This is a genomic window from Paenibacillus sp. 7516, from assembly GCF_002272715.1.
Taxonomy (GTDB): Bacteria; Bacillota; Bacilli; order Paenibacillales; family Paenibacillaceae; genus Paenibacillus; species Paenibacillus illinoisensis_A.
Genome location: NZ_NPBI01000020.1, coordinates 123334 through 136685, shown reverse-complemented (window position 1 = coordinate 136685; position 13352 = coordinate 123334). Strand labels below are relative to the sequence as shown.

At 45.3% G+C, this 13352-nt stretch carries 16 protein-coding genes and 1 pseudogene; 2 read left to right on the top strand and 15 right to left on the bottom strand.

Annotation, left to right across the window (positions count from 1 at the left end):
* Window positions 1-103: 103 nt before the first annotated feature.
* The 11 genes and pseudogenes from CHI14_RS16550 to CHI14_RS16500 form a co-directional block, all read right to left on the bottom strand.
* Window positions 104-589, bottom strand: a complete 486-nt coding sequence (locus CHI14_RS16550) for a hypothetical protein (protein ID WP_095289608.1) — start codon at window positions 587-589, stop codon at window positions 104-106.
* A gap of 40 nt (window positions 590-629) precedes the next feature.
* The gene (locus tag CHI14_RS16545; protein ID WP_481856427.1) at window positions 630-1145 is read right to left on the bottom strand and encodes a DinB family protein; all 516 of its coding nucleotides are present in this window, start codon (window positions 1143-1145) and stop codon (window positions 630-632) included.
* A gap of 154 nt (window positions 1146-1299) precedes the next feature.
* Window positions 1300-1515: pseudogene (locus CHI14_RS16540) on the bottom strand (DUF3977 family protein); the annotation flags it as partial.
* A 161-nt stretch (window positions 1516-1676) separates the two neighbouring features.
* Entirely contained in the window at window positions 1677-2618 is a 942-nt protein-coding gene (locus tag CHI14_RS16535) for a GNAT family N-acetyltransferase (RefSeq protein WP_095289605.1), read from the bottom strand.
* 14 nt (window positions 2619-2632) lie between these two features.
* Window positions 2633-3112, bottom strand: a complete 480-nt coding sequence (locus CHI14_RS16530; RefSeq protein ID WP_095289604.1) for a GNAT family N-acetyltransferase — start codon at window positions 3110-3112, stop codon at window positions 2633-2635.
* Between the two features lie 21 nt (window positions 3113-3133).
* On the bottom strand, window positions 3134-3619 hold the full coding sequence (locus CHI14_RS16525; RefSeq protein WP_095289603.1) for a DinB family protein: 486 nt from the start codon (window positions 3617-3619) through the stop codon (window positions 3134-3136).
* A gap of 179 nt (window positions 3620-3798) precedes the next feature.
* Entirely contained in the window at window positions 3799-4245 is a 447-nt protein-coding gene (locus tag CHI14_RS16520) for an oxidoreductase (protein ID WP_095289602.1), read from the bottom strand.
* Window positions 4246-4336: 91 nt separating this feature from the next.
* Window positions 4337-4780, bottom strand: coding sequence for a GNAT family N-acetyltransferase (locus CHI14_RS16515; protein ID WP_095289601.1), 444 nt, complete (start codon window positions 4778-4780; stop codon window positions 4337-4339).
* Window positions 4781-4836: 56 nt separating this feature from the next.
* Complete coding sequence (locus tag CHI14_RS16510; protein WP_170948169.1) at window positions 4837-5265, bottom strand: GNAT family N-acetyltransferase; 429 nt, start codon at window positions 5263-5265, stop codon at window positions 4837-4839.
* A gap of 31 nt (window positions 5266-5296) precedes the next feature.
* The gene (locus CHI14_RS16505; protein WP_170948168.1) at window positions 5297-5752 is read right to left on the bottom strand and encodes a GNAT family N-acetyltransferase; all 456 of its coding nucleotides are present in this window, start codon (window positions 5750-5752) and stop codon (window positions 5297-5299) included.
* Window positions 5753-5984: 232 nt separating this feature from the next.
* On the bottom strand, window positions 5985-7208 hold the full coding sequence (locus tag CHI14_RS16500; protein WP_095289598.1) for an amidohydrolase family protein: 1224 nt from the start codon (window positions 7206-7208) through the stop codon (window positions 5985-5987).
* A 152-nt stretch (window positions 7209-7360) separates the two neighbouring features.
* Here CHI14_RS16500 and CHI14_RS29740 point away from each other — a divergent pair, with 152 nt between their 5' ends.
* On the top strand, window positions 7361-7552 hold the full coding sequence (locus tag CHI14_RS29740; RefSeq protein ID WP_141236694.1) for a hypothetical protein: 192 nt from the start codon (window positions 7361-7363) through the stop codon (window positions 7550-7552).
* A gap of 41 nt (window positions 7553-7593) precedes the next feature.
* On the opposite strand, the gene CHI14_RS16495 is transcribed toward CHI14_RS29740, so the two are convergent.
* Complete coding sequence (locus tag CHI14_RS16495) at window positions 7594-8148, bottom strand: methylated-DNA--[protein]-cysteine S-methyltransferase (protein WP_095289597.1); 555 nt, start codon at window positions 8146-8148, stop codon at window positions 7594-7596.
* A gap of 64 nt (window positions 8149-8212) precedes the next feature.
* Window positions 8213-8917, bottom strand: coding sequence for a DNA alkylation repair protein (locus CHI14_RS16490; protein ID WP_095289596.1), 705 nt, complete (start codon window positions 8915-8917; stop codon window positions 8213-8215).
* Between the two features lie 191 nt (window positions 8918-9108).
* Here CHI14_RS16490 and mgtE point away from each other — a divergent pair, with 191 nt between their 5' ends.
* A complete protein-coding gene (gene mgtE, locus CHI14_RS16485; RefSeq protein WP_095289595.1) occupies window positions 9109-10485 on the top strand; it encodes a magnesium transporter in 1377 nt (458 codons plus the stop codon).
* Window positions 10486-10634: 149 nt separating this feature from the next.
* On the opposite strand, the gene mmsB is transcribed toward mgtE, so the two are convergent.
* The gene (gene mmsB, locus CHI14_RS16480; protein WP_095289594.1) at window positions 10635-11798 is read right to left on the bottom strand and encodes a multiple monosaccharide ABC transporter permease; all 1164 of its coding nucleotides are present in this window, start codon (window positions 11796-11798) and stop codon (window positions 10635-10637) included.
* The gene (gene mmsA / locus CHI14_RS16475) at window positions 11782-13332 is read right to left on the bottom strand and encodes a multiple monosaccharide ABC transporter ATP-binding protein (protein WP_095289593.1); all 1551 of its coding nucleotides are present in this window, start codon (window positions 13330-13332) and stop codon (window positions 11782-11784) included. Before mmsA ends, mmsB begins: the two co-directional genes overlap by 17 nt.
* Between the last annotated feature and the right edge of the window lie 20 nt (window positions 13333-13352).

Sequence of the window (13352 nt, the reverse complement as noted above, 5' to 3'; positions counted from 1 at the left end):
TATGCCTGCAAAACCAATAACAACGACTTTAATGAGATAGAGCAATGGATTCCCTCCAAAGTGAATTATCTTTAATAGAACTGTTAATGAGTGCAGCAGATAATTAATTCGTTAAATCTTTTACTTTCATTGAAAAACTCCCCCAGTCACTACTATATCCTATATTTGTCCCCCAACCTGCTGACCTTAGATCATTTCCTAATTGGATTAGCTCGTTAATTCCGTCATTGTCCAACTTGGTATTTGGAAATCCTGTAAATGTGGGGGATTTAGCAAAGTACTTATACAATGTCCACAAGTCATTTTCTTGCGATTCCGTAATCATTCCAGCATTCTTACCTGAAATCACCATTAGTTGATTGATACCTTCTGTAACATCCTCAATCTTCTCAAGAACTGTATTTTCGTCGTTCCACTTATTATTCATTTGATAATTAATTGTACTCTCCAATTGCACTAAATCGCTCTGAAGTCCAAAGGATAAACCCGAATAAATTTCTCTCAGGTGACTTTCCCTCCAAAATACATACGTGATCAAAATGCAATTGATTACTATGGAAACAACAATAATGATATTTTTGGTCTTCATTGATTCCCCTCTCTATTAAAAAACTTCGCCACCTTAAGCGTCACGAAGTTCTCTTTCTGATCATTCTGATTTGGCCCCTGTGATTGATTTCATCCTCAAAAACATGAAACCACATAAAATAATAATTGGCCGGTTTGTTATACCAAAATTCTTCTTCCTTGCTTAACCAGTCGTCATCTACGCTCTGAAAGAACTGAAGTGTTCTCCTTCTGACCTGGTCCATTTTCGTAAAATAAAAAGTGATATCGTTGCCTTTGATCTTTTCCTGCCCCTCCTTACCTAATTGAAGCGCCGGGCCCCATTCCAATAATTCCTCTTGTTTCAGCTGCCGATTCTCAAACGTCGCCACCTGATAAGCGTATTCGACCCCCGCAAAGTGCAGCAGCAATGCACCAATCGAGTTGCTCTCGGTATCCAGCAAAAAATCAAGTTGATCAATGGATAGATCTTTGACTTCTTTAATCGTTGTATATCTGGCATAGTTCATCATTGAAATCAAGCGACTAATCTGAGGAGAATAACCCGGTATGTCACTTATCAGATAAATGTTATCCATGTTCATGATTTATGTTCCCTCCACTTTAGGTATGTACGACTTGGCTCATGATAAAATTCACAGCATCTTTCAAATGATCCGCAATATAATCCGGCTCTGTCACAAGCCCATTCCCTTTTATCAGGGTTAAGCCTCATGTGCAAGGTTTCTTCAATCAATATCCAAAAAAGCCAAGAATGATTTTTACCTTCTTCTCCTTTTTGTTCATAAATTTAATTCCCTCTTTTGTATCGATGATCATTACCTTTTTTCCAATCCATGCTCTAACGTACACTGATCTTAGACTGAAGGGTTTTGTGAATCCTTTGACCTCACTTTCCGTACCGTCTTCGTGTTCGAATTCCGTTCGGATGAACCAACGGTTTCCATCCGATCTCTCTAAACTTTTTCACAGCATGCTCCTTTTCAAAGCCTCTTTCTTTATCTTAGAATTCAATATAAAAAAGTAATATCTCATTCAGATCATTGATTACAACCGCAGCTGCCGAAACAATATGTTTAGGTGGGGTCATCTTCTCCAGACCTTTCACTTTAATTTGATTCCGCAGGAATAATCATCTGTTGTACTTCTTGTACTCCAGGAATAAACCCGAGGTTATAATACAATGATTCCGCATCGTTTCCTTCCATAACATACAACCGTAGGATTGGATATTTTCCTTTCAGGATTGTCAAAGCTCTCTGCAACATGTATGTAGCAATCCCTCTCCCTCTATGCGATGGGATGACACCAATACTATATACTGCTGCCTCCGTGTCCTGTAAACAAAGCCTGCAATTGGCGACAAGCTGCCCTGTATTTTTGTCATACACAAGTGTAGAAGCTTCCGTAAGGGTCTCATTGGTTAGAGCGGGATCTTCATCAGGTATGAACTGTTCCAACGAAGACTTATTTCTTCTTAACGCCTCAAAACCTCCTACAAAGCTTGCGAAGTCGCATTGAGCTATTTCATTTTCATTGTTAAATCGCTTGGTACCTGTTTCTTCTTCAATAATTTCAGGACTCTTGATGATCAGATCGTCGTCCCATGTCACGTCGAATCGTTCCGTGGGACGCTGCATCCAGCGGCATCTGAACTCCACTGGCCAAAATCCGGCTTTGGCAAATAAATGAACCTGGTCCGGAAGAATTTCAAAAGCTTTAATGGCCTGGGTTCGGTCAGACCAGCTGACAAGGATCTTTTTCAGAAGCTTCAGTACCTCAAAGGACTGATTGAACGGTGGAATGAAAAATAAATGATATATATTATTGGGTGCCATCCGCACCCCACCAATTTTCGATGCTCCCTGGTAGATCCAATACGCATTATTTCGATTAGCACTGAACCGCTCTTCTCTAAAAAAACCAACAAAGCGCATATTGTAATAAACCGAGCAATATATTCCCCACTCTTCCGGGTCAGCCTTACGAATAGAATATTCGCTGGATAAATCATACGTTTCCATGTTTTCAGACCATTCAGCTGCCTTCATTCGCCATTCCCCCACTATGCCTTGAATTCTTGTATTCTTCTGCCGTCATGCACTCGATCTGAGAAGTTTCCTTGCGTGTATTCGCGTATAACCTTATTCCAAAATTGCTGTGCAGGCACGTTGCTTTCAAGCTGGTGTATTTCCCACTGTCCCTTATGCATATCAAATAGTTGTTTAGCTACCGCCGTGCCTATGCCTTCTTTTCTGTATTTCTTCATAATAAAAAACTCCGCAATGGAGCAATACTTTCGCTCTTCTGATTCTATGCATCTGACTAACACAAAACCGATATAGTTATCCTCCTGTTTGATGACATATGGAAATCGATGATCCACTTCGACCCAATAGTCTTCCAAATAAGGATAGGCCTTAAATAGACCATCATCTTCCACATCACAATGGATAAATTCAGAGAAATCATAACTATAGAATTGCATGAGATTTTGTATGATACCCTTATGTTCCTTGGATGCTTGAATTAATTCATAATTCATATCGTGGTTACCACCTCACCTTTACTTAGCTATGTGTAGCGTCTTCTTAAAGGCTTCAATCTGTTTTTTATGATGTTTATCATGCGAGATGAATGCCCTTACATACTTCTTAATACTGAATTTCTTTTTGTCTCCATCCTTATATTCTCGTGTATATTCTTCTTCGTTCAATCCCGTAATGTCATGGATAATGTTCATTCGCTTTTCTACAAATTCTTCAACAATCGTATTCTTCGATCTGGTCTTTGAGTATTCCATCGCATTTGCATTAAATTCATCAAAGTTCAGATGCTTTACGGTCAATGGTTCGCCCTGTTTGATTTTATAGATAGCTTCCTCATAGAAATATTGATCCCACAGCATCATATGCGCGATAACGTCTTTCAAAGTCCATTTGCCCTCAGCTATTGGTGTATTCCAAACCTGCTCAGATAGACTGTCCAACTCTCTCACATAAGAAGTAAACGACTTGAATTCCTCAATCATTTCACCCGTAGTTTTAGCCATGATTATATCGCTCCTATAAATGATTTTGTTCAACTTACTTTAAGATCAAATTCTATGCAAAAAACTAATTCCATCCTTGCTTTTATTCATTGATTAAGGTTGAACTATGCCAGGCCTCTTAGTATCGAAGCAAAAATGTTAAGCGACGTCTAGATAATCCGAGCTTGAATTGATACACATTATTGCTCACCCATAACAAGAGTACCCTGAATAACCTTCTCATAGTTTTCCCACACAAAATAAAATGGACCTATGTTTAGTGGTTGGTTCTTGTGCTCCAGCATAAAGTCCTTCCAAATAACTACATCCTCTTCCCGATCCACTTTCACAGAGATATAACCGCACTCTTCGTCTCCGCACCAAGGGCATACTAAAATGGGATATCTATAATACAGATACTCATGGGGTTCCTTTAACAAAAAGTATTGAATCATTTGTTTTTGATTTTCTTCAGTTCCCCATCCCAGCGCTGGTACCAGATCGTGCCTCTTAAGCATCTGATATAGAGACTTTCCATCAATAATGAGATCTGCGAATGTTGTGTTTTTATTTCCTTCCTGAGCTGGATCTAATTCATCATACCGACTGGAAGGTTGAGTTTCTAAAACATTTATTATTGAAGTCATTAATAGATTCTCCTTGTTGTTTATCCTGCTGATAACTTATAAATAAAATAACGCTTTTCCATTCGTAATAGTTATTACATTTCCAAAAAGTCTACAGCCTTTTCTTCAGAAAATACTGAACAATGCCCTCTGGATATTCATCAATGACTCCAAACACTTCATAGCCCATCTTCTGATAGAACTCTGGAGCCTGGTAGGAAAACGTACTGGTGTGAGCAAGTTTGCACCCCATACTTGAGGCTATGCTTTCCGCTTGCAAGATGAGAGACTTGCCACTCCCGTGATTTCTATATTCCTCGTCGATCCAAAAGTTATCAATATATAACGTCTCACAGTATGTAGCGCAGAAGATTCCACCTACAGCCAGGCCTTCCTTATCCCTTAGAAATAGATTGATGCTTTTGCCTGGCCTCTTTAATAACCCTTTCGTTTCTCTTACATTATAGTTATACAAACGATCACAAATGGCTTTGTAGTCTTCCTCATGGTCTTCATATACAATCTGCAATTCAACATCTTGCTTCGGGCTGCTCATCGCTCTATAACCTCATTTCATTCGATATGATTTATATGCTCACTTGGTTCGTTCATCTATAGATATTTCTTAAATGCTTTGCTTGACTCTCCATCGTACCCTAGTTTTTCGTAGAAATGATGTGCCTCGCTTCTGGATGCTCCACTGGTTAGAAATATTTTCATACAATTTCTCTGTATACATAAATGTTCAATATACTTCATCAGTTCTGAACCGTATCCCTTGCTTTGGACATGCTCCGTAACAATGACTCGTTCGACTACTCCAAACGGTCTATTCTCCACAAAGGCATCCAGACAAATATGTAAGTGCGCTGTACCAATAACCTTTTGATCGATTTCACACACGAGCAAGAAACTGTTGGGATTATTTTGGATCTCCTCAATCCGTTCTCCCAACACTTTTGTATTCAAGTTGTTTGGCAACAACTCTTTGTACAAACGTTCAATAGCCTGCGCATCTCTTGGCTCTGCTTCTCTGATCATCACGCTCACGCTCCTTATGTTCTAAAAATAATTAATTCAGCTGATAACTCAATATAATGTCTCCATTGTCTTCAACTTCGCCTGTGTCCAGGAATCCGGAAGCTTTATATAGCGTATTAGCCACAACGTTATGCGGTACATGAGACACCCTGATCTGTTGGCAATCCGCTCTGCTTTTTAGTTTGTTGATCACTTCTCTAATAGCTTGTTTGGCATAGCCTCTTCCTTGGTATCTTTCATCAATCATAAATCGCAAAATCCAGTAATACCCGTCACTATAGATTTCATTATCAAATAGAATGAAACCCACCATCCGATCCTCCGCATAGATTCCGTATGGCTTGGAAGTGGTCTCCTTGATTGCATGAATGAGCGAGTCCGAATTCGTAGCGACCAGGTTCATTTGCTCTTCCCGTGGTTTAAGGCTAATGCAGTCCAATTCGTTTTCTTTCGTTATCAACCTTAGCGTGACGTTCTCTACTGACATGAGGACCTCCCCTTGATCATTTATCATCGTATTATCATAATTCATATGTATACTTGCACCGGCCTGTCCTACAATTTATTCAATACATATACATCTGGAAAACTAAATCCATCATAACCCAAATCATGGTATATGCGAATAATTACTTCCTTTTTCAAAAGAATCTAATTTCTTTTAACATCACAAAAAGACCACGGTTCCCCATGGTCTCAATTGATTCCTGCCTTTCCTCCTATACCGCTCCACTCACCATTTGCCCCTTGTACCATACCGCCTGCCGGGCAGATTTACGGGCAACAGCTTCCGCAGAGCAGCTCGCATGAACCAGTACAAAGCTCGCCTCATCGCCTACTTTAGGCCAGACTTGTTTCCCTTCCGAATTCAGCGGTGTAACTCCACCCGTGATGAATCCAAGAGATTGGGACAACGAACGTTCATCATTGTATCCATACAATTCGGCGAAGCGCCCTGCTTTCTCCAGTTGATCCCCGCTGCCAAAAGGTGACCAATGATCAGTCAGGCTGTCTGTGGCCAGCCTCACGTTGACCCCCACGCGATGCAGCATCGGAAGGGGCATAACCATTTTGCCGATGGGTACTGTTGAAGCCACGCTCATGCCGAGAGCGGCCAGGCGCTTCGCCATATCCTCTGCCTCCTGCGGCTCCGCTTGAGCGAACCAAAATGCATGACTCACTGTGACCTTCCCTTGAAGTCCTGCCTCTTCCGTCAGATCAGCGAGCCGCTGCAGCGTTTGCTTGCCCGGCTGATTGCGATCATGCAGATGGATATCGATCCCCGCCTGATGCTGCACAGCCAGATCTACCATGGCATGCAGCGATTTCTCGATATGCTCGTCCACTGTATGAGGATCAAGTCCGCCAACGATCGTAGCTCCTTCTTCCATGGCTTGACGCATCAGCTCCACCGAATTGGAGCGAAGCAGCCCGTGCTGCGGAAATGCCACAATTTCTGATGAGAGTTTGCCCGAGAAAGTTTCCAGTGCCTGTCTGGTGGCCTCAAGCCGTTTCAACCCGCTGACGGGCTCAATGTTGCAATGGCTGCGTACATGAGTGGACCCATAGCCCTGAATCAGATGCAGGATACTCTCCGCTTGACGTTTCGCATCCGGCAGCAGCTTGGGCAGCAGTACCTTCTCTTCTTCAATCCGTTCGAAAATGCTGGATATGCGCCTTACGGCTTGCCAAGGTCCATCGTAATACGTTTTATCCAGATGAATATGAGCTTCTTCGAACGAAGGCAGCAGCAGCTGCCCTTTAGCATTATATTGAGGCAGATCCGTCTGAAGTTCCGCTCCCTCATCCTTAATCTCAGTAATGATTCCGTTCTCCACCCGGAGATGGGCCTTCTTTGTCTGTGTTCCCGTTACCTGGCCCTCTTCCGTAACATATCCTTGCTCCAACGTTACGTTAGTCAACCAATATGCCTGATTTAACATGTCATCCCTCTTTCCACGAAGTGTGCCGTGCATGGTACCGATCATCTGTGCTCTATGGTACCATAGGGGTGAACGAGGCAAAAATATGTAAAACGTTGGTGTTCCATACGATGATCGTTTGGATCTGTCTAGCAGAAAGGTGTGCACTCAACATGAATAAATGGCTTCATATCCTTGCAAGTGCAATCGCAATCACACTTTTCATGATGCTGTATTATTCAGTAACCGGAACGTCCCTTTCAGAAGTGCATTGGGGTTCGTACACGGTGATCCTCCTACTTGTTCTCGTTATTCCACAGACGCTCGGAACGATAATCAGAGAACGCAAAAACAGGCACAACTAAGTGCCTGCACCCTATTCACCCTCCTAAACTACCGCTCTTCTTCAAAAATGAAACCTCTCATGCCCGCCATCCGTCACGCCTTCAATCCGCTCTAATTCTAGAAGTCTGCGCTTCAACTCCAAGCCTCCGCGGAATCCGGTGAGCTTGCGGTTGGCACCGATAATGCGGTGACATGGTAACAAAAGAGGAATGGGATTCGCACCGTTTGCTGCCCCAACTGCACGAACCGCCGTAGGTCTGCCGATTGCAGCCGCAATGTCGCCGTATGTGCGAACTTCACCATAAGGGACACGTCCCAGCTCTTTCCACACCTGCTGCTGGAATGCTGTGCCAATCAGATCAAGTGGAATCTCATCCGTATAACGAATTTGCTCCCCTGCAAAGTAAGCTTGCAGCCAGTCCACCATGCCTGTCTCCTTAATGGCTTGTTCATCTTCTACCAGCTCTGCTCCCGGGGCAATCCGGGTAATCCAGCTGCTCCAGTCCTCCAACGTTTCATTCGGCATGACAATACGGCAGATCCCCAGTTCCGTAGCGATCAACACCCACGGACTGCCGTCCAGCTCCAAGGCAGACCATATGATCTTTTTTCGCATGTTACACTCTCCTCCCCTTTAAGTATTTCATTTCGTTTCTTTATATATAATGGAGGCTCCGCTGCTAAACACGAACAGATCTCTTGGTCTTCCGCTTCATGCTGCGCATCATCTGCTTGGTCTCCGGATCCACGCGATAGGACTCCGTTATTTTCTGCAGAGCTTTATTATAGGTAAAATCATCAAGCGTATTGTTTTTCAAATATGGCATCGTCACTTCCGGCTGCTTCACATAGGCCATCGATATTGCCCACGCTACCGCCATTTTGACGTAGTACGCTTCATGTTTAATCTGATCCAATGAGACCAGAACCCGATCAATGTATGTCTCATCCAGATAAAAGTTCAATAGCATGACCACGCCAAAACGTATCTCGTACTCCTGATCCGACTTCAGATAAGGCTGCAGGAAATTCCACACGGATTCTGCATGTACCCTCGTATATTTCAATCCGGCGCAGAAGCTGTCACATATCGACCAGTTATCAATCTTGGGAACAAAAGCGGCGACATGCTCCAGCCATTCATCCAGATCCGCCTGGACATGACCAATAACCATGGCCTGCAGCATCACTTCTTCGAAATAATCATCGTCAGCCGTCTCCAGGTACCCACGCCAGTCCCCTGCAGCGAGCTTTTTCGCCATCTTTCGTATCGCAGGCAATCGAACACCCATCAGATTCGTAATATTGGGAATCAATGCAGCCGAGAATTTTTGGTACTCCGGTTCGGCCAGACTGAGCAGCTGTGTTCTGATCTCTGTTTCCACGATTGCAAGTCCTCCTCATCAGTTACTTGTACAACCAGTATATCTCCGCAGCGCCTATTTGTAAGCCCGTTCCGAATGGTTGAGCAAGATTTCAATAGCGCAGTCCATGCTTCACTCATCCTATCTGCTGTTTACCTCGCTTACATTGCGTTTAAAAATACGGAGCCCCGCCTCTAGAAAGGAGTCTTGATATGAACAAGAACGGACCTCAATCGCCTAGGAATAATTCAATCGAAGAAATCACCGAGCTGCTGGTTCAATATGTACAAACCCAAGACCTCCCCGAATTTTATAAAGCGATAAAAGAGCTTCATCCCTACGATCTTACTCTCATCTACAAAAAGTTTCCCGAACAGGAAACGAAGCGGTTGCTGCTGCTGTTCAAGCCAGATGTTCTCGCTGATATGGCCGAATCGCTCAAGCTTCATGAACAGATTAAGCTGTTCGAACAGCTTGGCCCGGAACGTACGCTTGAGGTCATGCAGCAGATGGACAAGAGTGATCTGATCCGGTTCCTGCATGATTTGCCTGCCAAACGCAGGGAACAGCTGTTGTCGAGCATGCATCTCGACCATTCTGCCATTATCCGCTCCGTGCTGAACTATCCGCCGGAGACGGCCGGCCGGATCATGACCGACCGTTATCGCACTCTGCTGGCGCATGAGACTGCGAAGGAAGCGATAAGAGAATCCCAGGGCACTCCGCCTATACCGGCTGCGAGCTATCTGTACGTTACGGATGATGAAGGCAAACTCATTGGAGTGGTCAGTCACCGATCCCTGCTTCAGGCGGGTGACAAGACCCGGGTAGAGGAGCTGATGACCAAGCGCGTCATTTATACGACTGTGGACATGGACCAGGAAGAAGCTGCGCAGCTGCTGCAGCGTTATGAATTTAACGCCTTACCCGTCGTTGATGAGAACCATAGACTCTGTGGTGTCATTCAGATGGATGATGTCATTGATATCATCATGCATGAAGCCAGTGAAGACCTTGCCAAGATGGGTGGCGGCGGCAAGGATATTGATTTTGATACCAAACCGCTCGTAGCGGTCAAGCGCAGGCTCCCCTGGCTCATCCTGTTACTATTCATCGGACTCATCTCAGGCAGCATTGTGGACTTCTTCGAGGATACGCTGAATCAGGTCGTTGCTCTCGCGTTTTTCATGCCCATGATCGCCGGTATGACCGGAAATACGGGAACACAGTCTCTGGCTGTCGTCGTCCGCGGTCTCATTGGTCGCAAGCTCGACAAATCCACCGTACTGGCGTTAATTGGCCGGGAAATCAAGGTAGGTACCCTGATTGGACTCGTATGCGGAGTCATGATTACAGTTATCGCCTACTTCTGGCAAGGGGACTGGCTGCTCGGCACCATTATTGGCGTGTCCCTCTTCTTCACACTCGTTATCGGTACACTGACAGGTACATGTATTCCCCTATTGCTAAGTCGCTTCAAGGTTGATCCCGCCGTTGCCTCCGGCCCCTTGATCACTACGCTGAACGATATATTGTCGCTGTTTATTTACTTCGGGATCGCTACCCGGTTTCTGGATGCACTTATGTAAAACCGGCTGTGCCTGACATACGGAAAACAGACCCACTATGAAGGATAGCGGGTCTGTATGTGCCTTTCCAAATGAATGAACATTGCATCGAATCATAAGTGACATCCAAGCTTTAAGATATCGATGAAATGATCTATTTTTCTATCGTTCTATGCCGATCTCTTATTTTTGTTATAGATATCGAAGGCCACGGCAAGCAGAAGCACCAGACCTTTAATTCCCTGCTGCCAGTCAATGCCCAGTCCAATGAGGGACATCCCGTTATTCAGTACCCCCATAACCAAGCCGCCGATGATCGCTCCAAACACGGTTCCAATACCTCCGGAAGCTGAAGCTCCACCGATAAAGCAGGCAGCAATCGCATCAAGTTCGAAGTTGGTACCCGCTCTTGGGGTAGCCGCATTCAGACGAGCAGCGAAGATCAGACCGGATATAGCAGCGAGCACACCCATGTTTACAAATACCCAGAACGTTACTTTTTTGGTTTTGACTCCGGATAGTCCTGCGGCCTTTTCATTTCCGCCAAGTGCATACACATGACGTCCCATTACAGTGCGGTTCATGACGAAGGAGTAAACAACGATCAGTACAAACAGCAGGATCAGGATATTCGGAATTCCGGCGTAACTTGCAAGTACGAAGGTAAACAGGTTCGTTACCGCAGCCACCACAACCAGTTTGAGCAGGAAAAGTCCCTGCGACACCACCGCGAATCCGTATTTCCGCTGGGAGCGGCGTTCCCGCAGTTCATTTACGATATACCAGATTGTAAGTGCAATCCCTACAAGGATCGAGATGAGACCGAAACCTGAGAATTGGATATCAGGCAGGAACCCGGAGCTGATCTTTTGGAATCCCCCCGGAAAAGGAGAGATGGACTGACCCTCTAGCACAATCATCGTCAAGCCGCGGAAGAGCAGCATGCCCGCAAGGGTTACGATAAAGGCAGGAATCCGCACATACGCGATCCAGAAGCCCTGCCACGCCCCGATTAACGCCCCCACCAGCAAAGAAGCGATCACCGCCAGCCAGGCTGGAAGCTGCCAGTCAACCATCATAATGGCAGCCACTGCACCAACAAAGGCTGCAACAGATCCGACCGACAGATCAATATGCCCGGTAATAATGACAAGTACCATCCCGATGGCGAGCACCAGGATATAGCTGTTCTGCAGGATCAGATTCGTAATATTGATCGGCTTCAGCAAGAGTCCGCCAGTCAGCACCTCGAACAAGATCATAATGACAACCAGTGCGATAATCATGCCGTATTGGCGTATATTGTTTTTGAACAGTTTAGTTAGCATTTCCATGCTTCTCGCCTCCAGACTTCGTCATATATCTCATCAACGTTTCCTGCGTCGCTTCCTCGCGGCTGACTTCTCCCGTGATGCGTCCGGCATTCATGACATAAATCCGGTCACACAGGCCCAGAACCTCAGGGAGCTCGGATGAGATCACCAGCACGCCCTTACCTTCAGCAGCAAGCCGGTGAATAATGGTATAGATTTCGAATTTGGCACCCACATCGATTCCGCGGGTTGGTTCATCCAGAATGAGAATATCCGGTCCGGCAAATATCCATTTGCTTAGCACCACTTTCTGCTGGTTACCACCGCTCAGATTGCCGGTTTTCTGAAGGATGCTTGGAGCCTTGATATTCATGCTTTTCTTCATCTCTTCGGCAACCAGCACTTCTTCACGTTCATTCACAACGGCGTTTTTGGTCAGCTTGCCCAGGCCGGTCAGTGAGATATTGCGTTTGATATCATCCATAAGAATAAGCCCGTATTCCTTCCGATCCTCTGTCACGTAGGCAAAACCATTCTGAATCGCTTCTGTTACGCTGTTGTTCTGAATCGGTTGACCATCCTTGATGAGCTGACCCGATATGTTGCGTCCATAGGATTTGCCAAAGATGCTCATGGCCAGCTCTGTACGTCCCGCACCCATCAGACCGGCTATGCCGACGATTTCACCACGCCGAATGTTCATGTTGACCCGGTCCAGTACTTTGCGCTCAGCATGATGCTCGTGATATACCGTCCAGTCCTTCACTTCCAAAATGACGTTACCAATATCCGCATGACGTTCCGGATAGCGGCTTGTCAGATCACGGCCCACCATTCCGCTGATAATCCGGTCCTCGGTGACGTTATCCTTCTTCATGTCCAGCGTCTCGATGGTCTTGCCATCCCTTAATATCGTGACGGAATCCGACACCTTGGACACCTCGTTCAGCTTATGGGAAATCAGGATACACGCAATTCCCTGCTTCTTGAACTCCAGCATCAGTTGGAGCAGGTTTTCACTGTCGTCCTCGTTCAGCGCTGCTGTCGGTTCATCCAGAATAAGCAAACGAACCTTTTTGGAGAGTGCTTTTGCGATTTCAACCAGCTGCTGCTTCCCTACACCGATGTTGGATACAAGGGTGTTTGGATTTTCGCTCAACCCCACTTTGGAGAGCAATTCACGTGTACCGACCAACGTTTCTTTCCAGTCAATGATGCCTTTGCTGGCACGCTCGTTGCCCAGGTAGATGTTCTCGGCAATGGACAGGTAAGGGATCAGTGCGAGCTCCTGATGGATAATGACGATTCCCAAATCCTCGCTCTGCTTGATGCTTTTGAACTCGCATGTTTTCCCTTGGAACAAAATATCCCCTTCGTACGTTCCATGTGGATATACACCGCTAAGCACTTTCATCAGTGTGGATTTACCTGCACCGTTCTCACCGCACAGGGAATGAATTTCACCTTCCCGGATCTTGAGATTGACGTTCTCCAGTGCTTTGACGCCAGGAAAGGTTTTGGTAATGCCCTTCATTTCCAATATGATTCCGGTCATGGGACTTGCTCCTTTCCATT